This window comes from Vibrio hepatarius (assembly GCF_001274785.1).
GTDB lineage: Bacteria > Pseudomonadota > Gammaproteobacteria > Enterobacterales > Vibrionaceae > Vibrio > Vibrio hepatarius.
Map to the genome: position 1 here is coordinate 59,661 of NZ_LHPI01000011.1, position 25,044 is coordinate 84,704.

The window sequence follows — 25,044 nt, forward strand, 5'->3', positions numbered from 1 at the left end:
AAATACCCGGCCTGTTGTTTCAGTGATCTATCTAAATTGGTACAAGATGAGAAAACCATGATGAAAAAAACAACGACAGTTTTAGGCCTATGCGCCTTACTTACTTCGCCTGCATTTGCCGCTCAACTGACGCTCCAGCAAGAACTCGTGCCTCGAGTGTTAAACGGAGAATTTGTCTACCCCGAGCGCATTTCTGCTAATAACAGCATTCAAATTAAAGATGGTCACAACCAACTTACGGTCACCGTAGGCCAGATCGTATTTGAAGATGGCAAACGCCGTAAGTTTGATTCCCAGCCGCTGATTTTGGAATTTAGCGCCGCGAAAGACGCCGAGCTTACGCTGAGCTACAACAAGCTACGCACAATTGAAGAAGCAAAAGCGTTTGAGCGTGACCCAAAAGTGACGCTGCTAGATGAGAGCGGTAATACAATAGAGTTCAGCATGACACAGCTACGCAAAGGTGGAATGCAAGGTTTTAGGGACTATGAGCGCGAAGTTGCGGACTACAACCTAGCACTTAACAAGCAAGAGACCAAAGAGAGCATCGCTCAGTCACCGCAAGAAACCCAAAGCCTCAAAGCCTCGTTCAACAACTTAAGCCGTGAAGAGCAACAAGAGTTTATGCAATGGGCAATGCGTAATTTGAAATAGCCCTATAAGAGGAGCAATGAGTTCAACGGGAAGGCAGTTCATTTATCAGGGCTGTCTTGCGGCTATTTCTGGCGTCAAACCACACGCAAGGATTGTAACCTTGCTTTACGGTGGTAAAATGTCGCCACTTTTATCCTTGATATTACAACGAGCTCACTCGTTGCTCATTACCCCTAAGGAACTCAGATGACGGTTAAAACTCGTTTTGCTCCTAGCCCAACAGGCTATCTTCACGTTGGTGGTGCACGTACAGCACTGTACTCTTGGCTATTTGCTAAAAACCAGGGCGGTGAATTCGTTCTACGTATTGAAGATACTGACCTAGAGCGTAACTCTCAGGAAGCTGTAGACGCGATCTTGGAAGGCATGCAATGGATGGGACTAGAGTGGGACGAGGGTCCTTACTTCCAGTCAAAGCGTTTTGACCGTTACAACGAAATGGTTGATAAACTGCTAGCAGAAGACAAAGCGTACAAGTGTTACGCGTCAAAGGAACTGCTAGAAGAAATCCGCGCAGAGCAAGAAGAGAACAAACAGATCCCACGTTACGATGCTAATCACCCTAAGATTGTTGCGGCAAATGCGGCGGCAAAAGAGGGCGACCCTTGTGTGATTCGTTTCCGTAACCCGAAAGAAGGCAGTGTTGTCTTTGATGACCAGATCCGTGGTCGTATTGAGATCAGCAACCAGCAGCTCGATGATTTGATCATCCGCCGTACCGATGGTGCGCCAACTTACAACTTCGTGGTTGTTGTCGATGACTGGGATATGGGTATCACTCATGTTGTGCGTGGCGAAGACCATATCAACAACACGCCTCGTCAAATCAACATTTACGAAGCGTTGGGCGCGCCAGTGCCAACATTTGCACATTGTGCGATGATTCTAGGTGACGATGGCGCGAAACTGTCTAAGCGTCACGGTGCGGTATCGGTAATGCAATACCGTGATGAAGGTTACCTACCAAACGCGCTAAACAACTACCTAGTTCGTCTAGGCTGGTCCCACGGTGACCAAGAAATCTTCTCTCAAGAAGAGATGATCAACCTGTTCAGCTTGAACGCGATCTCTAAGTCAGCGTCAGCGTTCAACACTGACAAGCTACTTTGGTTGAACAACCACTACATCAAAACATCTGAGCCTGAATACGTGGCTAAGCACCTGCAATGGCACTTAGATCAGCAAAAACTGAATGTAGAAAATGGCCCAGCGATTACAGACGTAATCAAGCTGGTTGGTGAGCGTTGCAACACCTTGGTTGAGCTTGCTGAGCAAATCCGTTACTTCTACGAAGACTTTTCTGAGTTTGAAGCGGGCGCAGCGAAGAAACACCTACGCGGCGTGGCAAAAGAGCCTCTAGAACTTGCGCTAGCGAAAGCGGAAGCTCTACAAGAGTGGACTACTGACAATATCAAACAAGGCGTAATCGCAGCGGTATGTGAAGAGCTAGAAATTGGTATGGGTAAAATCGGTATGCCATTACGTGTCGCAGTGACTGGCGGTGGTCAATCTCCATCAGTTGATGCCGTGATGGAGCTGGTGGGCAAAGAACGTGTAGTTGCGCGTATCAAAATGGCTCTAGACTTTATCGCTGAGCGTGAAGCGAACGCGTAAGCCTACGACTTATTTTGTTTGAAAAACCGCAGCTTATGGCTGCGGTTTTTTTATATCTCGAGTATCAATAATTAAACCTAGTTGCATAATGAACGTGTAAAAACCCTTATAAATTAACAGGATATATACCATTTGGATGAGTGCTTAGGTTGTCCATATCATCGGTTTATTCGTCTTGAAAGTGAGAATTACGTAAAATCGTAATCAAATAGTTAAAATTGACACAAACCAATTTGTACCGCTTATGAGATGAAGTTAACATTATGCCTGATTCATACTGTAACGCAGTGCGACTTAGAGTGTGGAGTGTATCTCTAAGTAGTATCAATGTAAGTGTCAATTAGGAATATAATAATGAAAAAGTTAGCAGCAGTAATTTCAACTACTCTTATCATGGCATCAGCTTCAGCCAACGCTGAAGTGTACTTAGGTGCTAAAGCGGGGGCGACCTTCCTACACAGCTTGTGTGATTCTGGTACATCAGGTTCTTGTGATGAAGATTCATGGGCACTGGGCGCTTTTCTAGGCTACGAAATCAACGATACGTTTGCTCTTGAAGCGGGTTTTGATGCTCTGGGTGACACGACGAGTGGCGATCTTGATGACGAGTCGCTAAAGGCTTACACCATCGCACCTCGTTATACTCAAGAGCTAGCTGATGACTTAGATGTGTTCGCGAAACTTGGTGGTGCATTTGTCGACTATGCCGATGAAGACGATTGGGCTCTACTAGGCGCAATTGGTTTGTCATACAACCTAACTAAGAACATCGATCTCCAAGCTGAATACCAGCACATCAACTACATCGACGTTGACGTTCGTGAGTTTAACGCAAACTCATTCACGCTTGGTTTCCGTACTAAGTTTGGTGGCAGCGATGAAGATACCGCTGAGCCAGTTCAAGAAGTCATGGTTGAAGAAGCAGTAGAGCAACCAGTTGAAGAGCCAGTAGCAGAACCAGTATCTAAAAAGTTTGAAAAAATCTCTATTGATTCTGGTAACTTCGAGCTAAACAGTGCAGAGCTAAACCCAGAAGGTCAGCAAGAAGCAGATCGCCTAGCGGTATTGATGAACGAGCACCCAGAAGCAAAAGTTGAGCTAGTTGGTTACACTGATTCACTAGGTGCAGCATCATACAACCAAAAGCTATCAGAGAAGCGCGCACAAGCTGTCGCGGACGCGCTAACTGAACAAGGTGTTGATTCTTCTCGCATCACAGTACGTGGTGAAGGTGAAAACAACCCAATCGCTTCGAACGACACGAAAGAAGGCCGCGCGAAAAACCGTCGCGTAGAGATCTTGGTTCCTGAGTTCGAATACGAAGTGAAGTAATTCACTACTCAATCGATACGAAAAAGCCTTGGTTAATCCCAAGGCTTTTTTATTGCAATCAAAACGGTCATTTCAAATCGATACTATTAAGCCTGCCCATAAACTCTAAGATTTCTAAGTTGTCTTTGTTGGCTTCGAGCAGCGCTTTCTTAGTTTTGGTGTAAGCCGCCAAACGGCCGTGTTTTTTGATTGAACAGACAACGCTTTTGTAAATCAATTTGCCGTTGTCATCGTAATTTCTCCACGCTGCAATATAGCACTCATCTTTAGCGTCAGGGTTGTCTTTGGTTGGGCGAGGTTTAAAGATGATTTTCGGTTCAACAGAGTGAGGCAGTCGGGTCATTAAGTACGGGTCTTTTAACAGTCTACGCCAGAATTTGCCCCACATCGCTGAGCCCAATTCATTGCGCAGCTTGATCGCTTTCTTTAAGCCTTTCTTTTCTCCGATACGCACGTAACCCACAGAGCGATGGAGAACCTTATCGTCTGGAGTATGGATATGTATCTTAAACGCAGTCTTCGCTTTGGAGATAAATCGATGACCCGTATTTGTCGTCAAGTTACTCTTTTTCATTCTAATACTATCGATAACTTTGTTAGTTATATTTTAGATGACTGTTACGATAACGCGTAGTTAGATGCGCATATAACGGGGGGATGTACCGATTGTCTCAAAATTGAATCTCATTGATTTATTGAGATGCGTAATTGCGACGTCAGATAGCAGTTTGGAAACTGGATTGATTATCTTTAATCTCCTCACAAACCAATGTGAATGCGTCCATCTTTAGACTCATGCTGGAAAGGGGAAACCGCCACTACTACAGCAAAAACTGATATGTAGGCAGTGTACAATGCTATTCACTTTGCTGGAGGCGTATAAGTTTCTGATAATGAGCAGATTAAATATTCTTAAGGTTGTTAAGAAAAGCAAAAGCCGACATGAGTGTCGGCTTGAGAAAAGTTGGCGCTCCCGACAGGATTCGAACCTGTGACCTATCCCTTAGGAGGGGATCGCGCTATCCAGCTGTGCCACGGGAGCGTGGGAGTATCATACTAAAAATATAGAGGATGTTAACCCTTAACTCACTGATTTAAAGTAGTTTGTGCATTACGTCGCCAATCTGGATGCTGGTGGCGAGTTCCGCTTGGTCGACCGTCAGTTCTGCTTCGCTGTCATATACGCGAGAGACCGTTAAAGTAATATCTGTTTCGGTTACTTTGTTACGCGGCAAACCACGCTGGTCGATGAAAGAGCCAGTATGCCAAAGTTGCAGTTTGTCGCCTTCTTCGACGCCATGGATACGACCTAAATCAATCGTAATCGTGTTGCCCCATTTCGCCACGACCTCCGGCAAAGTGATTTTGCAAGAAACTTCAGACTCTAGGTCCAGCATGATGTTGCGGCTAACACGTAGCATCATGTCACCAAACGTAGACGCCCAGAAGCGTGCGCTTCGTGTATCCACTTGGCTGGTTTTTGGAAATGGCCAACGCGCCACTTCACGGTAGTTTCGGTTGTACACTTCATTGCCGGTCTTGCCGTCGAACACAGTCATCTCTAGTGCGAACTGGCGGTTAATCACATCATCCCTAATTAAGTTCTGGTCGATAGTGGCTGTTAGGTCGGTGATCACCCCACCGATAATGTATTGCGCACCGCGGTCTTGAGCGATCATCTTGAGTCTCTCAGGGAAGCGTTTATTAATTTCGTAGTCGGTTGTGCCCACAGAGACAAAATTCACCGATTCTTGATCCAACTGGCGATTAATAACGTTGGCAAAGTCGTCACCGATGCTGTAAATCTGTCCCATTACCGCTTGCTGTGGTGACGCTACATCAATGTTGCCGACCAGAAATGTCTTCTTATATTGGTCAACGTGGCAACTCGTTGCCGACGGATAAATGTCGATCCTTGCTTTCACGAACATCACGCCACGTCTTATCCCTTGGTCTTCAATAAGAATGTAGCGAACTTCGCTGTTGGCAAACTGGTACTCTTTATCATCACTCTCTAAAAATGGGCGTAGGTTAGAGATGCTGCCGATGTCCGCTCCGGAAAACTTAACGGCTTTATAGAGTGCGTCCTCTAAGGCGTGGACACGCGCGACTTCTTCAGACGAAACCACGGTTGCCGTCCCTGTCACTTCATACCATCCCGCTGCAGCATTGGCTGCGAATAGGCTGATATACAGGCTTGAAATAAGTATAAGAAGCGATCTTTTCATGAGTGTTTACCAAGTTGGTTCGTTTTTTGCTTGTTAAGATTTAGCTAATTTTGGCATTGCTTTCGAATTGGTTTGCACAGTTAGAAAAGCAAGGAGTGTTCCACTTTTGAAAGAGAGCAAAAAGAGGAGCGCTTTAAGGCCTTAATGTATCGGAGATTAGAGAATGAAGAAATGGTTATCGTTAGTGCCTGTGGTTTTTCTTACCGCCTGCGCTTATGCGCCAATTTATAACGGTAAGGAACCTTATCCAGGTTCTCAGTTTATGTTGATGGAAAGCCCACGCCATACTCTCGACTTTTTTATTGAGAGCCTGACGGAAGACTTGATGATTTCAAACACCAGTGTATCAGCACGTACGCCTATTGCGGTGACCTCGTTTGTCGACCTGCAAAATATGGACGCGACGAACTGGCTGGGTAACTCGGTGTCAGAAGGTTTTATTCATCAATTCCAGCGACGCGGCTTTAAAGTCGTCGACTTTAAAACCACCGGTTCCATTCAGGTCACAAACCAAGGTGATTTTGCCTTAAGCCGTGACTGGAAAGATTTGGCGCAAGAGCAGGATATTCAGTTCGTACTAACGGGCACTATGCTGCGTCAAGAGGGTGGGGTGTTGGTTAACGCTCGTGTTGTTGGTATGCAATCACGTGTTGTTGTGGCAACGGCCCAAGGCTTCTTGCCGGCAGATCGCATTGGTCGTGACTTAGACACTTTGAACAGCATCCGTACGCAAGATGGTGTGCTGATTCGTTCAGACCCAATGATCTCTCAACCTTACACTGTAATTTTACGTCCATAGGAGTGAGTATGAAAAAGCTATTATTACTCGCATTCACTGTGGTTCTGTTTGGCTGTCAGCCGCTAACCAATATGCGTCCGGGAGACTTTCTGACTGCGGTGGGTTACGCGAGCATCAGTGAGCAGAAAGGTCGTAATGAAGAAGAGAAACAAGTGCGAGCGATGCGCGCATCAAAGATCGATGCTTACCGCGAGTTAGCAGAGCAAGTTTATGGTATGCGAGTGAGCGGCCGAGCAGATTTGCTTGACCAAAGATTGGGTACCGAGCAAACCTCAGGTGCGGTAGATGGTGTGATTCGTGGTGCGGAAGTGCTGCGTAGCTACAAGGTTGGCGACAGCTATGTGACTGAGTTAAGACTTGATATTCAGAAGATGAATCGACTAAGAGATTACGGCGAAGTACAGCAAGTGCCGGAGAAGCGTCAACAAACTCTCTTCTAATTGCGCTCCACTCTTTAATCTCCAAATAAAAAAGCGGCAAATATTGCCGCTTTTTTATACTTATTATTTGCCGTAGTTCTTTAAGCTTTCAGGTTCGTGCCTAAAGTAGTTACGTTCTTAGTTTGTCCATCGGCCGTGTAGGTCATACCTAACTTACCTTGAGATTGCTGCATCAAATTGTTCAACTTATTGAAGCTCAATTGTGCGCGTTGCAGGGCTTCGCCGTTTATGGCATTGGCTTGCTGGCAGTCTGCGATGATACTTCTGATCTGTGTCACCAGAGGGCTCAACTCTGGGTCAGTAGTCAGGCTTGCGACATCTGGGTGGCGGCTGATACGGTCATCCGTCACTTTGAGCTGCTCGATCAGCGTGATCTTTTGCTTTGCCAGTTGTTCAATGTCTTTGGAGTTTCTGCTGGTAATGGCGAGCTTTTCCTTCTCTAGCAATAGAGAAAGTTCTTCGGCACTTTTAAGTTGATACTCAACTAAACCTTGTAATGCTGCCATAATCTTCTTGCTTTAACTTATAAGCCGCCAAGTTCTTTTTCGAACTTCATCATGTTGTCTGCGAGTTTTTCAGGGTCAACAGTGTAAGAGCCATTAGCAATCGCTTCTTTTATTGCCGCTACTTTCGCTTTGTCAAAACTTGGTTGACTGGCCATCTGGTTATGCATTTCACCCAGCGCTTTACCTTGAGTGCTGAGAGAAACCGCATCTTGTGCAACGGTGGTTTTCTTTGCTGACTCAGTATTTTCTGTACTGTTGTCGCTACGAACCGAACTCCTCGTTGAAGTACCGATAGGGTGTCCAGTTCTAATGTTATCAATGCCTGCCATGTGTGAGCCTTTTACTTGTTACAAACCTGTAATGTCAATATCGGCAAAGCTGCATTTTACTTTAGCCTTTTTTAACACATATTTAGAACACAACCGTTACTTCAGAAATTCCGGTTACACGTCCCTCGATTATACGGTTACTTTTGCTGTTTTTCACTCTTATCTGCTCACCATGGGTTCCATCCGTGAGCGCGGTGCCTTTGGTTGTAATGGTCATACCAGACTTTGTCGCTTTTATTGTCACGATCTCGTTACGACATACCACGCAAATGTCGCGTTCTTCGATGATATCGCCGCTTTGTAGGTTTTTTTTGGTTTTTGCGCCAATAACTTCTGATACTGAAGAAAAACCTTGTCTTCTAAACCGTTGTAGATCGACCATACTTATAGTTACATCACTAGAAGAAATAATCTGACCACGTGAGAGCGGGGTGGTTAACGTGACTTGCGGACCTGTGCGAGTTAAACGAACTGGAACGTAGATACGCCAGTCTTCTTCTGGGCATTCAACCAAAACAGTGATGTTACTAGCATTTGGGTTGGTTGAACTGGACGACGTTTCTAAGCCACTTGGGCAGTTTGTTGCAAAAATTCGACTATCTATTGAAGCTGCGTCTGCTTTTAACGTGCCACCGATAGGATTATCAATAGTGGATGTGACATACTCTTCTGCAGCGTCGCGAATTTGAGATATCTCACTTTCCGTTGCAGAGAAGGCAGAAAAACTAAAGAAACACAGCAAAAAGCCGATAGAAATACTAAAAGTTTTATAGAACGCTTTACACTTTATGATGGAAAATGAGTTTTCGAGTGATGAACTGTATGTCATTCTGATCCTCTGATTCTTCATGGCATAGTGTAGACTACCATTTTTAGCACGAAAGTTTGAGACGGAGATGAGCTTATGTCGGGTATTCTGGATTCTGTGAATCAGCGTACACAACTCGTCGGTCAAAACCGATTAGAACTCCTAACATTTCGCCTAGCAGGGCGCCAGCGTTATGGAATCAACGTATTTAAAGTAAAAGAGGTTTTGCAGTGTCCTAAACTTACTTCAATGCCGAATTCGCATCGATTAGTTAAAGGCATTGCACATATTCGCGGCAACACTGTATCAGTGATCGACCTAAATCTTGCGATTGGTGGACGTCCGACAACCGACATAGAAAAGTCGTTTGTGGTGATTGCAGAATTTAACCGTACGATTCAGGCGTTCTTAGTGAACTCTGTTGAGCGTATCGTTAACATGCACTGGGAAGCTATTTTGCCGCCGCCAGAAGGTGCTGGTAAAGCTAACTACTTGACCGCAGTTACAACCATCGACAATGAAATGGTTGAGATTCTGGATGTAGAAAAGATTCTGGCCGAGATTGCGCCTGTTGATGAGACGATGGACGCGTCAATCAGCGAAGAGATTTCTCGCGCTGAACAAGAAAAACCCATTGTCCGTCGTATCTTGATTGCCGACGATTCACGAGTCGCGCGTAAACAGATTGAACGTGCAATTGCGTCTCTGGATTTTGAAGTAATCTCAGTGATTGATGGTAAAGAAGCCTATGAAAAGCTGGTAGAAATGGCAGCGGAAGGCAGCATCTACGATCAAATTAGTATGGTCATTTCCGATATCGAGATGCCAGAAATGGACGGCTACACACTGACTGCTGAAATCAGGCGCAATCCGGACTTGAAAGACTTGCACGTCATACTTCATTCTTCTTTGAGTGGTGTGTTTAACCAAGCCATGGTAGAACGTGTTGGCGCCAATACTTTTATAGCCAAATTCAACCCTGAAGAATTTGGTAATGCGGTCAAATCTGCGTTTACAAATTAAAGAGAAGTGAATGACAGTGATAACTATAAGCGATCAAGAATATCGCGATTTTAGCCGCTTTCTAGAGTCTCAATGTGGCATTGTATTGGGCGATAGTAAGCAATATTTAGTGAGGAGTCGCCTAAGCCCCTTAACTACAAAATTTAACTTAGGCTCTCTATCTGAATTACTCCGTGATGTTGTAAGTGGACGCAATAGAGAATTACGCATAGCTGCTGTAGATGCGATGACGACCAATGAAACGCTTTGGTTCCGTGATACGTATCCGTTTGCTGTTTTAGCTGATAAGTTGTTGCCAGAAATAGCGGCAAACAAACGTCCGATCAAAATCTGGTCGGCGGCAAGTTCGTCTGGTCAAGAGCCATACTCGATGGCAATGACGGTATTGGAAACCCAGCAGCGCAAGCCGGGCATGCTACCGAACGTATCGATCACCGCGACAGACATTTCTGCGCGAATGTTGGATATGTGTCGTGCGGGGGTGTATGACAACCTTGCCCTGGGTCGTGGACTTTCTCCTGAGCGTCGCCGCGCATTCTTTGAAGATGCAGGTGATGGCAAAATGAAAGTGAACGATAACGTTAAGCGGTTGGTCAACTTCCGCCCGCAAAACTTAATGGACAGTTACGCGCTATTGGGTAAGTTCGATATCATTTTCTGTCGAAATGTACTGATTTACTTCTCGCCAGACATGAAGTCGAAAGTACTGAACCAAATGGCCAATAGCCTAAATCCCGGTGGTTATCTGTTGTTAGGTGCGTCTGAGTCTTTGACTGGCTTGACTGACCGTTTCGAGATGGTGCGTTGCAACCCAGGCATCATCTACAAACTGAAGTAGCCAACCTATTGATTGATTTGAAAGCCCAGCGTTCTTGCTGGGCTTTTTATTATCTGCTCTTTTGATTCCTTTCAGCTGTTATACTTATCGAGACATTCCAAACCATCAGTCACTAACTCGCTGCGTATAAGTTGGCGTGTTTATTGCTGATAACCCGATGAAAGATGAGTAATCGTAGAACGGCTTTTAAAGTTGGTATGCTAATTGCTTTGTCTTTAGTATTAAACGGTCAGTTCTTTGTGTAGAGGTTAAGATGGCTATTTCTTTCGACAATGCTTTGGGTATCCACCAACACACGGTGGGAGTGCGCGAGCGCAATGCTGAGGTGATTTCCACCAACATTGCTCAAGCCAACACGCCTGGTTATAAATCGAAAGGTATGGACTTCCAAAAAGCTTTGCAGGCGGCAACGTCGGAGGCAAGTATTGGTCTTAACCGTACGGATGGTCGGCATATTGCTGCCTCTACACGAGTGACAGGGGAAGTGATGTATCGTCTTCCAACGCAACCTGACACTGGTGACGGCAACACGGTAGATATGGATTTAGAACGTAACTTGTTCATGCAAAACCAAATCAGACACCAAGCGTCACTGGACTTCCTAGGAAGTAAATTCAAGAACTTAACGAAAGCGATCAAAGGGGAATAATTAGATGAGCTTATTTAATGTATTCAATGTAACTGGTTCTGCCATGAGTGCTGAGTCTGTTCGTCTAAATACCACCTCAAGTAACTTGGCGAACGCAGACAGTATCTCTAGCTCGGCAAAAGATACTTATAAAGCTCGTCATGCAGTATTTGGCGCTGAATTAAGTAAGGCAAAGTATGGCAGTGACCATACGGTGCCGGTGAAAGTGATGGGTATCGTTGAAAGTGATAAGCCGCTTAGCGCGGAGTACAACCCTGAGCACCCACTAGCGAACGACGAAGGGTATATCTACAAACCTAACGTCAACGTGATGGAAGAAATGGCGAACATGATTTCTGCTTCTCGCTCGTACCAAACAAACGTGCAAGTGGCAGATGCAAGTAAACAAATGCTGCTGCGTACGCTGCAGATGGGTCAATAGGGATAAGGAGGTAACGTATGGCCGGTGGCATTAATAATGTTGGTCAAAACAGCTTGTCCTATATCGACCAGCTAAAACAGATCCAAGACAAGAATAAGCCGAATGAGACCACAGGTAAGCAAGACCTCAAGCAGGAAGACTTCTTATCTCTACTCACCAAGCAGCTTGCTCAGCAAGATCCGTTTAAGCCGGTTAGTAATGACCAGATGATTGCGCAAATGGCGTCATTCGCTACTGTCGATGGTATCGGTAAAATGAACAACCAGTTTGAAACGCTGAACGCTTCGATGACGTCGAATCAGGCGCTTCAAGCCTCATCTTTGGTTGGTCGTGATGTATTGGTACCGGGTGCAGCTGGCGTGAAGAAGAATGACGGCGGTATGGCTGCCATGGTGAAACTACCTCAATCTGTCGATAACTTGATGGTGAGAATAGAAGACCAAATGGGACAGCTAATCAGAACATTTGATGTAGGCTCATCACCAGCAGGTGATAACCGCGTGGAATGGGACGGTAAAGATCAAAACGGTAACCCATTGCCGGCTGGCAAATACAAGGTGAAAGCCGCTGGTTTGCTGGATGGAGAATCGAAAGAGTTTGAGGTTTCGACCTATGCAAACGTCAATAGCGTTCTTCTTGGTAAAGGCGATGGTAACGTACTGCTCAATCTGGCTGGCTTTGAGTCGCCAGTTCGACTTGCTGAAGTACTAGAAGTTGGTAAAGCGTAGCTCTTGATAAAGTAGATATGCTAGCTAGATAGGAGATTTTGGAATGTCATATGTTGCATTAAGCGGTCTATCCGCAGCTCAGTTAGATCTGAACACGACAAGTAACAACATTGCGAACGCGAACACGTTCGGCTTTAAAGAGTCACGCGCTGAGTTTGGCGATGTTTACTCTAATTCACTGTTTACGAATGCGAAAACCACTCCTGGTGGCGGTGTGCAGGCTCAAAAAGTTGCCCAGCAATTCCATGAAGGTTCGAGCATTTACACAAACAACCCAATGGACCTACGTATCAGCGGTACAGGTTTCTTTGCGGTGGCAAAAGATCGCCTAACACCAGTTAGTAATGAGCTAACTCGTAACGGCGCGTTCCACCTCAATAAAGATAACTACATGGTAACGTCTAACGATGAGTTCCTGCTAGGTTACCAAGTGAACAAAGATACAGGCGATGTTCTGTCTTACGAGCCTACGCCACTAAACATTCCAAAAGAATTTGGTAAGCCAAAGCAAACCGCTAACATCGAAGTTGGTGTAAACCTACCTGCTGGTGGTGAGTTAAAAGATCCGGCTCTGTTCGACTTCTCAGACCCTGAGACGTACAACCGCTCAACCTCTTCTACGATTTATGACTCTATGGGTCAGTCGTACAAGATGACCACTTATTACCTAAAAGATCAGACCCAACCGAATACTTGGCAAGCGTATTACACCGTGACGGATAGTGCGGGTGAGAAGCCAGTCAATATCGCAGGCGGTGACGCGAGTTCACCAACGGGTCATGTTGGCCATACGATGAAGTTCAACAACGATGGTACTTTGGCGAGCATTAACAACGGCCAAAACATTGTGACTGAAGCGTTAGGCGCAGGGGCAAACCCAATCGATATGAACGGTGCGGATGTTAACCAAACCCTGTCGTTTGGCTTAAGTGATGCGACTCAGTTTGCGGCACCATTTGAACTGACTAAGTTCGATGAAGATGGCGCAACAACGGGTTTCTTAACGAAAGTCGATTTTGATGAGAACGGTAGCGTGCTAGGTACTTACTCAAACGGTGAAAACGTGACACTTGGTCGTGTGGCACTGGTTCGAGTAGCTAACGAGCAAGGTCTGGACAAAAAAGGCGGCACTCAGTGGGACTCAACTCAGTTCTCTGGTGATAAGATTTGGGGTGAATCTAACAAAGGTTCGTTCGGTTCTATCAACAGCGGTACTTTGGAGCAGTCTAACATCGATATGACGCAAGAGCTGGTGGATCTGATTTCTGCTCAGCGTAACTTCCAAGCGAACTCTCGTTCACTAGAAGTGCACAACCAGACTCAACAAAACATCCTACAGATCCGCTAATCTAGGATTGATTGAGTTAACCATTCGCAATCTTCTGCATAGTAAGCTGGCGGCAAAAGTCAGCTTACTATGATTGCCACTCGCGGCAATGCCCCTCTGACTACACAATGTCCTTTCCGTATTTATCACTCAACTAATTGAAAATAAAAGATTTAAATAGTTGGCACGCCGATTGCTTTTAATGATCTGAATTATGATTGTTGGAGCAAATTATGGATCGCGCACTCTATCTCGCTATGAGCGGTGCCAAGCAGAATATGCAGGCATTGCAGCTTAGATCAAACAACTTAGCAAACGTCAGTACCACGGGTTTCCGTGCTGATTTGGCGCAAGCTCGTTCTATGCAAGCTTATGGCGATGGTCTACCGACTCGTGTGTTTAGCATGACAGAGCGTCCGGGACATAACTTTCAACAAGGCAGCGTGATCACCACAGGTCGTGACCTTGACGCTACAGTTCAGGGTGAAGGCTGGATTGCGGTTATGGATAAGATGGGCAAAGAAGGTCTGACTCGTAACGGCAACTTTAAAATCGACGCAAACGGTCTGCTGACCAGCGGCAACGGCAATCTGGTTTTAGGTGAGAACGGTGCTCCAATCACTCTGCCTATCCCAGTCAGCAAGGTCGAAATTGGTACTGATGGCACAATCTCTGTCGTTCCACAAGGTGCCCCAGCCGATGCAATGGAAATCGTTGACCGTATCAAGCTGACCAGAACCAACAATCAATCACTATTCAAAGATGTAAACGGATTATTCCGTGCCAAAGATCCTAATGCGGCATACGAAGCGGATGCCGGAGTTAAGTTGCTCACAGGTGCACTTGAAGGCAGTAACGTTAATGCTGTCGGTGAAATGACCAGCCTGATTGACCTACAGCGTCAGTTTGAAATGCAGGTCAAGATGATGAGCACAGCAGAAGAAATGGACAAGTCGTCTGACAGTCTGCTTCGTATGAGTTAATAGATTTTAGGAGATAACTATGCATCCGGCACTATGGGTAAGTAAAACGGGTTTAGACGCCCAACAAACCAATATTTCAACGATTTCGAACAACTTGGCGAACGCCTCGACCGTCGGTTACAAAAAGAGCCGCGCGGTATTCGAAGATCTTTTCTACCAAAATATTAACCAACCTGGCGGTCAGTCATCACAGAACACTGAACTGCCAAGTGGTTTGATGTTAGGCGCGGGTTCAAAAGTGGTGGCGACGCAGAAAGTGCATACCCAAGGTAATACCCAAACCACTAACAACAGCCTCGATATGATGATCGAAGGTGACGGTTTTTTCCAAATCCTGATGCCGGACGGCAATATCGGCTACACGCGTAACGGTCAGTTTACCGTGAACGATGAAGGCGTGATTGTGACATCTGGCGCTGGCTATGCGTTAGAACCAGAAATTGCGATTCCAGAAGACGCAATCAGCATCACTATTGGTACCGACGGTGAAGTTTCGGTGCGCTTACGTGGTCAACAAGACAACCAAGTGGTCGGTCAGATCGCGACCGTTGACTTCGTTAACCCAGGCGGCCTAGAGCCAATCGGTCAGAACTTGTACCTACCTACTGGCGCTAGTGGTGACCCACAAGAAGGCGTTCCGGGTTTCGACGGTTTTGGTGAAGTTAGACAGTCCATGCTCGAAACCTCAAACGTTAACGTTACCGAAGAACTCGTCAATATGATCGAAGCCCAGCGCGTTTACGAAATGAACTCTAAAGTCATTTCGGCGGTGGACAAGATGATGAGCTTTGTTAACCAGCAACTTTAATCGCGCAGCGTAGAGGATAGATCGATGACCCGTATACTTGCTCTATTGGTGGTAACTGTTTTATCAGGCTGTAGCTTGTTGCCGCCGCCAATTGAATCATCTGATGTTGTTCAAGGCACCACGACTGTTGATGCGGTTGAAGGTGATAAATCTAGCGAAGACGAAAGCGGCATCGTCGATACACTACGCGGCAGAAAAGATCCGGTGGCAGGTGATCCAGCTTGGGCACCAATTCACCCTAAACACCAACCAGAACACTACGCAGCGGAAACGGGTTCACTGTTCAGCGCGGCACGTTCAACGAGTCTTTATGACGACTCTAAGCCTCGTGGCATCGGTGACATCATTACCGTTACCTTGGACGAAAGCACCAAAGCGGCAAAAAGCTCTGATGCAGACCTGTCGAAAAATAACGACTCATCGATGGATCCGCTTGAAGTCGGCGGTCAACAGCTAACGATTGGCGATTACAATTTCTCGTACAACCTGAGTAATGACAACTCATTCAGCGGCAGCGCAGAGGCAAACCAAAGCAATAGCATTTCCGGTTCGATTACTGTTGAGGTTATTGAGGTGCTGGCAAACGGCAACTTAGTGATTCGCGGCGAGAAATGGCTGACTCTGAATACAGGTGATGAATATATTCGCTTGAGTGGCACCATTCGTCCAGACGACATTTCTTACGATAATACAATTGCTTCCAATCGTATTTCGAATGCACGCATCCAATACTCGGGTACTGGAACCAACCAAGATATGCAAGAACCTGGATTCTTGGCACGATTCTTCAATGTATCTCTCTAATCCCGTCTGAAGTCGCTTTTTTGGCACAGAGTTAGAGTGAAAGGTATTCCGATGAAGAAGTTGATTCTATTAATTACCAGCGCGTTATTGCTGGCAACGCATGCCCAGGCAGCACGTATTAAAGACGTCTCGCAAGTCGCAGGCGTGCGTAGTAACCAACTTGTTGGCTACGGTTTGGTGACAGGCCTCCCTGGTACTGGCGAATCAACTCCTTTTACTGATCAAAGCTTTAATGCCATGCTGCAGAAGTTTGGCATTCAACTTCCACCGGGTACGAAACCAAAAACGAAAAACGTTGCGGCGGTTATTGTTACCGCTGAGTTGCCTGCTTTCTCAAAACAAGGCCAGACAATCGACGTAACGGTTTCATCTGTCGGCGCGGCAAAAAGCTTGCGTGGCGGCACACTGATGCAAACCATGCTGAAAGGTCTCGACGGGCAAATCTATGCCGTAGCACAAGGCAACCTTGTGGTAAGCGGTTTCAGTGCGACGGGCGCGGATGGTTCGAAGATCGTCGGTAACAACCCGACGGCGGGCATGATTTCAAATGGTGCGATTGTTGAACGCGAAATCCCAACACCGTTCAGCCGCGGTGACTTCATTACCTTTAACCTACTTGAATCGGATTTTACCACTGCGCAGCGTATGGCAGACGCGGTGAACAACTTCTTAGGCCCACAGATGGCCTCTGCGGTAGACGCGACCTCGGTAAAAGTGCGTGCGCCGCGTGATATCTCCCAACGCGTTGCCTTCTTATCGGCAATCGAAAATCTAGAATTTAACCCAGCTGAAGGTTCAGCGAAAATCATCGTCAACTCTCGCACCGGCACTATCGTTGTCGGCAAGCATGTGCGCCTTAAGCCTGCTGCTGTCACTCACGGTGGTATGACCGTAGCGATCAAAGAAAACCTCAACGTCAGCCAGCCGAACGCGTTCAGTGGCGGTGAAACCGTGGTTGTTCCAGATAGCGAGATTGAAGTGACCGAAGAGCAGGGCAAGATGTTTAAGTTCGAACCGGGTCTAACGCTTGATGATTTGGTTCGTGCAGTCAACGAAGTCGGTGCTGCACCATCTGATTTAATGGCTATCTTGCAAGCGCTGAAGCAAGCGGGTGCGATTGAAGGCCAACTGATTATTATTTGATGGAGCTGAAGATGATCAATAACGGAACTGACATTGGCTTTATTCACGACATTGCAGGACTTGACCAACTTCGTAAGCAAGCGGTCAACGGTGATGAGAACAGTGAGAAAGAAGCGCTAACGGCGGCAGCTAAACAATTTGAAGCTATCTTCACTTCGATGTTGTTTAAGTCAATGCGTGATGCGAACTCATCGTTCGAATCGGGGCTGATGGATAGCCAGAATCAACAATTCTATCGCCAGATGATGGATGAGCAGATGGCGAGTGAACTGAGTTCATCAGGCTCGTTAGGTCTAGCGGATATGATTGTTGCTCAATTAACGTCTGGTTCGGTAGAGAACCCAAGCGCGGCAAATCGAAATACCGATTTTGAATCCTTGATGAAGAAAGTTGACCAGACGAGACGTGCGCGTGCCCAGCAACCAGAAGTGGAAATCGCTAAGCAAGCGGAAGTGTCAGCACCGGCACTCGCGCCGAAGCAGCGTCATTCGTTTGATTCTCCTGAATCTTTTGTGTCCTCAATGCGCCCTTATGCGGAAAAAGCCGCGAACGCGTTGGGTGTGGACTCGTCCTTACTGTTAGCACAAGCGGCACTTGAAACGGGCTGGGGACAAAAGCTAGTTGCCAATAGCCGTGGTAGCAGCAACAACTTATTCAATATCAAAGCGGATAAAAGTTGGGGTGGCGACAAAGTGGCGACGCAAACTTTGGAATACCATCAAGGTGTGCCTGTTAAAGAACGCGCGGCTTTCCGCTCTTACGCAAACTTTGAAGAGAGCTTTAACGACTACGTGCGCTTCTTACACGATAACCCTCGTTACACATTAGCACTGCGTCACGGTGGCAGTTCGGAACAGTTCATCCAAGGTATCCATAAAGCCGGATACGCGACAGACCCTCAGTACGCCGACAAGGTGCTGAAGGTGAAAGCGAAAATTGACCAAATGTAACTCGCGACATTGAGCTCACCAATCGGTGAGCTTTTTATTTTCAGCCACTTATTCCTCTTTGTTCTTCGTTTTTGTCTTTGGCATATAACTTGCTTTCCATAACTACAGATATTCAGTTAACTCTGATTTAGTAAGGTTTCTTGGGGGCAATATGGCGTCAGATCTTCTGAATCTAGGTGCGCAGAGCGTACTAACGGCTCAGAGACAACTCAACACCACCGGTCATAACATCTCTAATGTGAATACAGAGGGTTATAGCCGTCAGTCGGTGATACAAGGCACAAATATGCCACGCCAGTACGGCGGGGAAACTTACGGCATGGGCGTCCATGTGGAAAAAGTTCGCCGCTCATGGGATCAGTTTGCCGTCAACGAACTCAACATGTCGACCACCAACTTTGGTCGTCGCACCGATGATGAAGCCAATCTAGAAATGCTGTCTAGCATGCTGTCTTCAGTAGCATCGAAAAAAATCCCTGAGAACCTCAACGAATGGTTCGACGCAGTTAAATCTCTTGCCGACTCACCGAATGATGTCGGTGCGCGTAAAGTGGTGTTAGAGAAAGCCGCATTGGTTACGCAAAACCTTAATGACTTTCAAGAGTCGATACGAATTCAATCCGATGTGACTAATAAGCAGCTCGACGTTGCCGTGGAACGCATGAACCAAATCGGGATTGAGATTCGAGATCTACACCGTTTGATGATGCGCACCCCAGGTCCTCACAATGACTTGATGGACGAGCACGAGCAACTTATCAATGAGCTATCTGAGTACACCAAAGTCACGGTTACGCCGCGTAAAAATGCAGAAGGTTTCAACGTGTTTATCGGCAACGGTCATACGCTGGTTTCGGGTACCGAAGCGAGTGAGCTGACCATGATTGACGGTTACCCAGACGTACATCAGCGCCGTCTTGCGATGATTGAAGGCAAAGGCATTAAAGCGATCACAACTAAGGATATTGGTGGTAAGTTTGGCGCTATGTTGTCGATGCGCGACGAAAAGCTGCCGCAGTTGCTAGATGAGCTGGGCAAAATGGCAACGGCATTCTCACATGAAGTAAATACCCTGCAATCGCAAGGTCTGGATTTACGCGGCAATGTCGGCGGTCTTATTTTTACAGACGTTAACTCAGACGTGGTGGCAAAATCTCGTGTCGTTACCGGAGCTGGTTCCAATGCGGAGCTGGCCGTTTATATCGAAGATACTAGTCAAATCACCGCTGGGGAGTATTCGCTGCAATACAACGGTGGGGAATACTACTTAACTCGCCCTAATGGCGAGCAGTTTGCCGTACCTGTAGTGGATAACGCGATTAGCGTTGATGGTCTGCGAATTGAAATTAACCAGAACTTGGCATCTGGTGAGCGTGTCTTGCTACGTCCGACCCGAAATGCGGCTGGACAAATCAAGATGGAAACAAACGACCCAACGCATATAGCTGCGCAAAGCTATGAAGCCTCTACGACATTCGCTCAAGGTACTGCTCAGTTTGCGATTGAGAAAGCGGGCGATTTGCGCGAGTTTGAAGTGGTGATTTCTCCTGATGGGAAACAGTTTGCCGTTACCGATACCAAAGGCAAAGTGTTACTGCCGCCACAAAGCTATCCGCCAACAGGTGTCGTTACCGTGCTAGGAACCAGTTTTGAGCTGACAGACGGCGCGCTACCGAACGATAAATTCACGGCAAACCTTGTTCCGTCGGAAGGGGACAACGGTAACTTGCTGAAAATGCAAAATATCCAAACCGACAAAAAGCTTAACGATGGTGAGTCGACCGTGTTGGATATTTACCACAACTTAAATACCGATGTGGGTCTGCAAACGTCCACTGCCTCTCGTCTAACCGATGTGGCTCGTTTGGAAAAAGAGGCCGCGCAAGAGCGTGTCGCGTCGATTTCTGGCGTCAACTTGGACGAAGAAGCGGCAAACATGATGAAGTTTCAACAAGCATACATGGCATCGTCGCGCATCATGCAGGCGGCGAATGACACCTTTAACACCATTTTGGCACTGCGATAGGAGGCGTAAATGTTAAATCGAATTTCTAGCTTCCATAACTATCAATCTGTTCAAAACGATTTGCGTCGTCAGGAAACAAAAGTACACCACAACCAGGCGCAATTAGCGTCAGGTAAAAAGCTACTTAAGCCAAGTGATGACCCGTTGGCAACACACTACATCCAGAACGTCGGTCAGCAGAAAGAGCAACTTCGTCAGTACACGGACGCGATTGTTCTCACTCGTAACCGTCTAGAGCACGAAGAAGTGATTGTCTCGAATGCAGAAGACTACGCGGATGAAGCCAAGCGTACCGTGATGGAAATGATCAACGGTGCGTTGTCTCCGGAAGACCGCATTGCGAAGCGACGCGAAATCGAGGAAATCTCCAATAACTTCCTCAATTTAGTCAATGTTCAGGATGAAACCGGCAACTACATCTTCGCCGGTACTAAGCCGAAGAATCAACCGTTTTTCCGTGACAACAACGGTGACGTGACTTATGCGGGCGATGATTATCAGCGCAAGATGAAGGTCTCCAATAGCTTGGAAATGCCAATCAACTCACCTGGTAGCAAGTTATTTATGGAAATCGACAACCCGTTTGGTGATTTCGAGCCTCAGTACGAACTGAAAGATGCGTCTGAATTACTACTAGAACGTGCGACTAACTTAAACCCGTCGGATCAATCGACCTACAAAGTCACTTTTGTTGATATGCCGGAAGGCAAATACGGTTATCAGTTGGAGCAAAACGGTACTGTTGTTCAGGCGGATGTATACGAGCCTTCAAAAGGCATTCAGTTTGAAGACGTATCGATTCAGGTCAAAGGCCAAATTACCAAAGGGGATGCGATTACGCTTGAGCCGCGCAAAACCTTCAGTATCTTCGATACCTTTCGAGACACTATGGAGCTTTCGGTGGGCTCGGTTTCGGACTCGTCCAATACCGCTAAGCTGCATCAATTGACGCAAGAATTTCACGCTGCGTTTATTCACCTAAATAAAGCGCGTACCGATGTGGGTGCAAGACTGAATACCTTGGATATCCAAGAAGAGCAACACGCCGACTTCCAGTTAACGTTGTCGAAGTCGAAAAGTAACTTTGAAGATTTGGATTACGCAGATGCGATCATTGAGTTCAATGAAAACTCGCGAGCTCTGCAAGCATCACAACAGGCATTTGGTAAAACCAAAGATTTAACCCTGTTTAACTATATCTAGAGTGGTTGATTAAAACTGCTTCGCCTTAAGTGCTATGCCTTAAGCGCAACTGCATAACCTGACAGGAAATTCAGGTGGCAATAAAAGCGGCAATACGCTTGCCGCTAAAGCTGAATAAAAACTAGGCGATATTGTTGGATTTAAGCGCTCAGTCATAAGTGGTTGAAACTTAAATAAAATAAAAAATATTTTTTAGTTTTTTAAATTTGGCACACAACTTGAATCATCTAACTCAGAGTTTAAAAACAAAGTTTAAGCAGTTTCTGCTTAGCAAAGCATTTTTACGGTCAGTGCTTCCAAATGAGACTTAGCTGGCCGCTTCGCAAGCACTTGCGAACTCAATAGGAGAGCAAACTATGACCATTACAGTAAATACTAACGTATCAGCGATGACCGCTCAGCGTTACCTAAATAAGGCAACGGGCGATCTCAACACCTCTATGGAACGTCTGTCTTCAGGCCAGAAAATTAACAGCGCGAAAGACGACGCTGCAGGCCTACAGATTTCTAACCGATTGACAGCTCAGTCGCGTGGTTTAGATGTCGCAATGCGCAACGCTAATGATGGTATTTCGATTGCACAAACAGCTGAAGGTGCAATGAATGAGTCAACCGCGATTCTGCAACGTATTCGTGACTTGTCGCTTCAATCTGCGAACGGAACGAACTCATTGTCTGAACGTGTCGCGCTTAACGAAGAAGTGACCGCGCTACAGGATGAACTTAACCGTATTGCTGAAACCACTTCATTTGGTGGACGTAAACTACTGAACGGTTCATTCGGTGAAGCATCATTCCAAATCGGTGCTAGCTCTGGTGAAGCGATCATCATGGGTCTGACTAGTATCCGTGCTGACGATTTCCGCATGGGTGGTCAAAGCTTCGTTGCTACCGAAGCGAAAGACAACGAGTGGGGCGTACCAACGGGTGCAAACGACCTGAAATTTGAATTCACGACCAAAGACGGTGAAGCCGTTGTTCTTGATGTCCTAGCAAAACAAGGCGATGACATTGAGGAACTCGCGACTTACATCAACGGTCAGACAGACAAGTTAAAAGCGTCGGTTGACCAAGAAGGTAAACTGCAAATCTTTGCCGCAGAGCCAAACCTAGAAGGTAACCTAGCGATTTCAGGTGGCCTGGCTACTGAGTTAGGTCTGACTGGCGGAGCAGGTGTTCAAACTACGGTACAAAACATCGATGTTCGTGATGTTGGTGGCGCGCAAAATGCGGTAGCCATCGTTGACGCGGCACTACGTTACGTTGACTCACAACGTGCAGACCTTGGTGCGAAGCAAAACCGTTTGAGCCACAGTATTAATAACTTGGCTAACATCCAAGAAAACGTTGAAGCGTCAAACAGCCGTATTCGCGACACAGACTTCGCGAAAGAAACCACGGCGTTGACCAAATCACAAATCTTGCAACAAGCTGGTACTTCAATTCTGGCTCAAGCAAAACAGTTGCCGAACTCTGCAATGTCACTATTGCAGTAGTCGTAAGTATCTTCACTAACGCATTCCCAGACGTGGGGTTAGTGAAGGTGTTAAGGCAAGCATAGCGGTTGGTTTTACGAGACTCTCTCTCACACTGTCTCGTTAAGCGATAAGTTATGCAGCACTAGCCAAGCTTTGATCATTTCTCTCGATCTCCACATTGCATGGCTAACCCTATAGCCCCGGTTCTCTCAAAGGAAAGGGGCTTTTCTTTTGTCTGTCACTTAGTAAATCTCCTCTATTTCTTATCCCGACCAAGCTACTGAAAACTTTAATAAGATTTTTCAAAACTTCCTATTTGATCATAATTTCTAAGAAATATGCATATTCTCGTTATTTCTTATACGTTCCGCTCTAAAGTTAACCAGTCTGCTGTCGTTATAAAGGGTACTTTGAGAGAACTCATTGGTTTTCCGAGACGTCGGAAAGCACATCGGAAATTCCAATAGGAGAAACCATTATGGCAGTTAACGTAAATACCAACGTACCGGCAATGACAGCGCAAAGACATTTGAACGCAGCAACTGCTGCTCAGCAAACGTCAATGGAAAGGCTATCATCGGGTTATAAAATCAACAGCGCAAAAGATGACGCTGCGGGTCTACAAATCTCGAACCGACTAAACGTGCAAAGCCGCGGTCTAGACGTCGCAGTTCGAAATGCTAACGATGGTATTTCGATGGCGCAAACCGCTGAAGGTGCGATGAACGAAACGACGAACATCCTACAACGTATGCGTGACTTGTCACTACAATCAGCAAACGGCTCTAACTCAAAATCAGAGCGTGTAGCGATTCAAGAAGAGATAACCGCACTGAACGACGAACTGAACCGTATCGCTGAAACCACATCATTTGGTGGTAACAAGTTACTTAACGGCACATTCGCGACCAAGTCTTTCCAAATCGGTGCGGACAATGGTGAAGCGGTAATGCTAACCATGCTAAACATGCGTAGTGACAACAGCATGATGGGTGGTAACGCTTACCAAGCAGCGACAGCGAAAGATGCTGATTGGGAAGTGGCAAGCGGCGCAAATGACCTGACAATCACACTGACAGACAAAGCTGGTGACGAGCAAATCATCACTATCAACGCAAAAGAAGGCGACGATATTGAAGAACTTGCGACTTACATTAACGGCCAAACCGACATGGTGAAAGCATCAGTCGATGAAGAAGGTAAGATGCAGATCTTTACCGACAATAACCGTGTTGAAGGTGCAGCGACGTTCTCTGGCAGCCTAGCGACAGATCTCGCGTTCGGTGCAGCTGAGGCGGTAACTGTTGATACGATTGACGTAACAACGGTAGGTGGTGCTCAAGAGTCGGTTGCGATTGTGGATGCTGCGCTTAAGTTTGTAGATAGCCACCGTGCTGAGCTGGGTGCATTCCAAAACCGTTTCAACCACGCTGTGAACAACTTGGATAACATCAACGAGAACGTGAACGCTTCTAAGAGTCGCATCAAAGATACTGACTTCGCGAAAGAGACCACTGCGTTGACTAAATCTCAGATCCTGAGCCAAGCATCAAGTGCGGTACTGGCGCAAGCTAAACAAGCACCAAATGCGGCACTAGGTTTACTAGGCTAAACGGCAATACGCTAATAAATAAAAATCCAGCTTCGGCTGGATTTTTTGTGTTTGTACAATAGCAAACCTTAGATAAAAGAAAACCCAGCAAAAGCTGGGTTTCTAATCGATGGTGCGGAAGGAGAGACTTGAACTCTCACACCTTGCGGCGCCAGAACCTAAATCTGGTGCGTCTACCAATTCCGCCACTTCCGCATGATCGTAGTTATTAAGACTATTGGTATTCTTAACAACGTTTTATATGGTGGCTACGACGGGATTCGAACCTGTGACCCCATCATTATGAGTGATGTGCTCTAACCAGCTGAGCTACGTAGCCAATGGTGCGGAAGGAGAGACTT

The 25,044-nt window shown here is 46.3% G+C and carries 25 protein-coding genes and 3 tRNA genes; 20 read left to right on the forward strand and 8 right to left on the reverse strand.

The genetic code is table 11. From position 1 onward, the window contains the following. Nucleotides 1-57 precede the first annotated feature (57 nt). The 3 genes from AKJ31_RS12520 (at nucleotide 58) to AKJ31_RS12530 (ending at nucleotide 3,600) form a co-directional block, all read left to right on the forward strand. On the forward strand, nucleotides 58-654 hold the full coding sequence (locus AKJ31_RS12520) for a YccT family protein (protein ID WP_053409443.1): 597 nt from the start codon (nucleotides 58-60) through the stop codon (nucleotides 652-654). 186 nt (nucleotides 655-840) lie between these two features. Continuing rightward, entirely contained in the window at nucleotides 841-2,268 is a 1,428-nt protein-coding gene (gene gltX, locus AKJ31_RS12525; protein ID WP_053409444.1) for a glutamate--tRNA ligase, read from the forward strand. Between the two features lie 354 nt (nucleotides 2,269-2,622). Beyond that, nucleotides 2,623-3,600: an OmpA family protein gene (locus AKJ31_RS12530; protein WP_053409445.1), complete on the forward strand. Its 978-nt coding sequence runs from the start codon at nucleotides 2,623-2,625 to the stop codon at nucleotides 3,598-3,600. A 67-nt stretch (nucleotides 3,601-3,667) separates the two neighbouring features. Here the strand turns inward: AKJ31_RS12530 and AKJ31_RS12535 are convergent, their stop codons facing one another. The 3 genes from AKJ31_RS12535 to AKJ31_RS12545 form a co-directional block, all read right to left on the reverse strand. Then, a complete protein-coding gene (locus AKJ31_RS12535; RefSeq protein ID WP_053409446.1) occupies nucleotides 3,668-4,174 on the reverse strand; it encodes a Fe3+-citrate ABC transporter substrate-binding protein in 507 nt (168 codons plus the stop codon). A 391-nt stretch (nucleotides 4,175-4,565) separates the two neighbouring features. Next, a tRNA-Arg gene (locus AKJ31_RS12540) sits at nucleotides 4,566-4,642 on the reverse strand. A 52-nt stretch (nucleotides 4,643-4,694) separates the two neighbouring features. Next, nucleotides 4,695-5,828, reverse strand: coding sequence for a flagellar assembly protein FlgT (locus AKJ31_RS12545; protein ID WP_053409447.1), 1,134 nt, complete (start codon nucleotides 5,826-5,828; stop codon nucleotides 4,695-4,697). 163 nt (nucleotides 5,829-5,991) lie between these two features. Between AKJ31_RS12545 and AKJ31_RS12550 the strand changes: the two genes are divergently transcribed. Together AKJ31_RS12550 and flgP are read left to right on the forward strand one after the other, a co-directional pair. Continuing rightward, nucleotides 5,992-6,627 carry a FlgO family outer membrane protein gene (locus tag AKJ31_RS12550; RefSeq protein WP_053409448.1) on the forward strand — a complete coding sequence of 212 codons (636 nt, stop codon included), beginning with the start codon at nucleotides 5,992-5,994 and terminating at the stop codon, nucleotides 6,625-6,627. 8 nt (nucleotides 6,628-6,635) lie between these two features. Further along, nucleotides 6,636-7,067, forward strand: coding sequence for a flagellar assembly lipoprotein FlgP (gene flgP, locus AKJ31_RS12555; protein ID WP_053409449.1), 432 nt, complete (start codon nucleotides 6,636-6,638; stop codon nucleotides 7,065-7,067). 80 nt (nucleotides 7,068-7,147) lie between these two features. Here flgP and AKJ31_RS12560 read toward each other — a convergent pair whose 3' ends face one another. From AKJ31_RS12560 to flgA, 3 genes are all read right to left on the reverse strand, one after another. Beyond that, nucleotides 7,148-7,573 (reverse strand): flagella synthesis protein FlgN, encoded by a 426-nt coding sequence (locus AKJ31_RS12560; protein WP_053409450.1) that lies wholly within the window; start codon nucleotides 7,571-7,573, stop codon nucleotides 7,148-7,150. 17 nt (nucleotides 7,574-7,590) lie between these two features. Then, nucleotides 7,591-7,902, reverse strand: a complete 312-nt coding sequence (gene flgM, locus AKJ31_RS12565) for a flagellar biosynthesis anti-sigma factor FlgM (RefSeq protein WP_053409451.1) — start codon at nucleotides 7,900-7,902, stop codon at nucleotides 7,591-7,593. A gap of 82 nt (nucleotides 7,903-7,984) precedes the next feature. Beyond that, nucleotides 7,985-8,731, reverse strand: coding sequence for a flagellar basal body P-ring formation chaperone FlgA (flgA, locus tag AKJ31_RS12570; RefSeq protein WP_053409452.1), 747 nt, complete (start codon nucleotides 8,729-8,731; stop codon nucleotides 7,985-7,987). A 75-nt stretch (nucleotides 8,732-8,806) separates the two neighbouring features. On the opposite strand from flgA, the gene AKJ31_RS12575 reads away from it, so the two are divergent. The 15 genes from AKJ31_RS12575 to AKJ31_RS12645 all read left to right on the forward strand — a co-directional run bounded on the left by AKJ31_RS12575 (nucleotide 8,807) and on the right by AKJ31_RS12645 (nucleotide 24,703). Then, nucleotides 8,807-9,733 carry a chemotaxis protein CheV gene (locus tag AKJ31_RS12575; RefSeq protein WP_053409453.1) on the forward strand — a complete coding sequence of 309 codons (927 nt, stop codon included), beginning with the start codon at nucleotides 8,807-8,809 and terminating at the stop codon, nucleotides 9,731-9,733. 10 nt (nucleotides 9,734-9,743) lie between these two features. Next, the gene (locus AKJ31_RS12580; protein ID WP_053409454.1) at nucleotides 9,744-10,571 is read left to right on the forward strand and encodes a protein-glutamate O-methyltransferase; all 828 of its coding nucleotides are present in this window, start codon (nucleotides 9,744-9,746) and stop codon (nucleotides 10,569-10,571) included. Nucleotides 10,572-10,824: 253 nt separating this feature from the next. Beyond that, on the forward strand, nucleotides 10,825-11,220 hold the full coding sequence (flgB, locus tag AKJ31_RS12585) for a flagellar basal body rod protein FlgB (RefSeq protein WP_053409455.1): 396 nt from the start codon (nucleotides 10,825-10,827) through the stop codon (nucleotides 11,218-11,220). A gap of 4 nt (nucleotides 11,221-11,224) precedes the next feature. Beyond that, nucleotides 11,225-11,641 (forward strand): flagellar basal body rod protein FlgC, encoded by a 417-nt coding sequence (flgC, locus tag AKJ31_RS12590; RefSeq protein WP_053409456.1) that lies wholly within the window; start codon nucleotides 11,225-11,227, stop codon nucleotides 11,639-11,641. A 17-nt stretch (nucleotides 11,642-11,658) separates the two neighbouring features. Continuing rightward, a complete protein-coding gene (gene flgD / locus AKJ31_RS12595; RefSeq protein WP_053409457.1) occupies nucleotides 11,659-12,369 on the forward strand; it encodes a flagellar hook assembly protein FlgD in 711 nt (236 codons plus the stop codon). Nucleotides 12,370-12,412: 43 nt separating this feature from the next. Beyond that, nucleotides 12,413-13,717, forward strand: coding sequence for a flagellar hook protein FlgE (gene flgE / locus AKJ31_RS12600; RefSeq protein ID WP_053409458.1), 1,305 nt, complete (start codon nucleotides 12,413-12,415; stop codon nucleotides 13,715-13,717). A 212-nt stretch (nucleotides 13,718-13,929) separates the two neighbouring features. Continuing rightward, nucleotides 13,930-14,679 carry a flagellar basal-body rod protein FlgF gene (gene flgF / locus AKJ31_RS12605; protein ID WP_053409459.1) on the forward strand — a complete coding sequence of 250 codons (750 nt, stop codon included), beginning with the start codon at nucleotides 13,930-13,932 and terminating at the stop codon, nucleotides 14,677-14,679. A 19-nt stretch (nucleotides 14,680-14,698) separates the two neighbouring features. Next, entirely contained in the window at nucleotides 14,699-15,487 is a 789-nt protein-coding gene (flgG, locus tag AKJ31_RS12610; protein ID WP_053409460.1) for a flagellar basal-body rod protein FlgG, read from the forward strand. Nucleotides 15,488-15,511: 24 nt separating this feature from the next. Further along, nucleotides 15,512-16,291 (forward strand): flagellar basal body L-ring protein FlgH, encoded by a 780-nt coding sequence (gene flgH, locus AKJ31_RS12615; protein WP_053409461.1) that lies wholly within the window; start codon nucleotides 15,512-15,514, stop codon nucleotides 16,289-16,291. Nucleotides 16,292-16,342: 51 nt separating this feature from the next. Beyond that, nucleotides 16,343-17,434 (forward strand): flagellar basal body P-ring protein FlgI, encoded by a 1,092-nt coding sequence (locus tag AKJ31_RS12620; RefSeq protein ID WP_053409462.1) that lies wholly within the window; start codon nucleotides 16,343-16,345, stop codon nucleotides 17,432-17,434. 11 nt (nucleotides 17,435-17,445) lie between these two features. Then, nucleotides 17,446-18,384 (forward strand): flagellar assembly peptidoglycan hydrolase FlgJ, encoded by a 939-nt coding sequence (gene flgJ / locus AKJ31_RS12625; RefSeq protein WP_053409463.1) that lies wholly within the window; start codon nucleotides 17,446-17,448, stop codon nucleotides 18,382-18,384. 151 nt (nucleotides 18,385-18,535) lie between these two features. Then, the gene (gene flgK, locus AKJ31_RS12630; RefSeq protein ID WP_053409464.1) at nucleotides 18,536-20,410 is read left to right on the forward strand and encodes a flagellar hook-associated protein FlgK; all 1,875 of its coding nucleotides are present in this window, start codon (nucleotides 18,536-18,538) and stop codon (nucleotides 20,408-20,410) included. Between the two features lie 9 nt (nucleotides 20,411-20,419). Beyond that, nucleotides 20,420-21,613 carry a flagellar hook-associated protein FlgL gene (gene flgL / locus AKJ31_RS12635; protein ID WP_053409465.1) on the forward strand — a complete coding sequence of 398 codons (1,194 nt, stop codon included), beginning with the start codon at nucleotides 20,420-20,422 and terminating at the stop codon, nucleotides 21,611-21,613. Nucleotides 21,614-21,969: 356 nt separating this feature from the next. Further along, entirely contained in the window at nucleotides 21,970-23,109 is a 1,140-nt protein-coding gene (locus AKJ31_RS12640; RefSeq protein WP_053409466.1) for a flagellin, read from the forward strand. A 460-nt stretch (nucleotides 23,110-23,569) separates the two neighbouring features. Further along, entirely contained in the window at nucleotides 23,570-24,703 is a 1,134-nt protein-coding gene (locus AKJ31_RS12645) for a flagellin (RefSeq protein WP_053409467.1), read from the forward strand. 110 nt (nucleotides 24,704-24,813) lie between these two features. Here the strand turns inward: AKJ31_RS12645 and AKJ31_RS12650 are convergent. Beyond that, nucleotides 24,814-24,898: transfer RNA gene (locus AKJ31_RS12650), tRNA-Leu, on the reverse strand. A 47-nt stretch (nucleotides 24,899-24,945) separates the two neighbouring features. Beyond that, nucleotides 24,946-25,022 (reverse strand) — tRNA-Met (locus tag AKJ31_RS12655). Nucleotides 25,023-25,044: the final 22 nt, after the last annotated feature.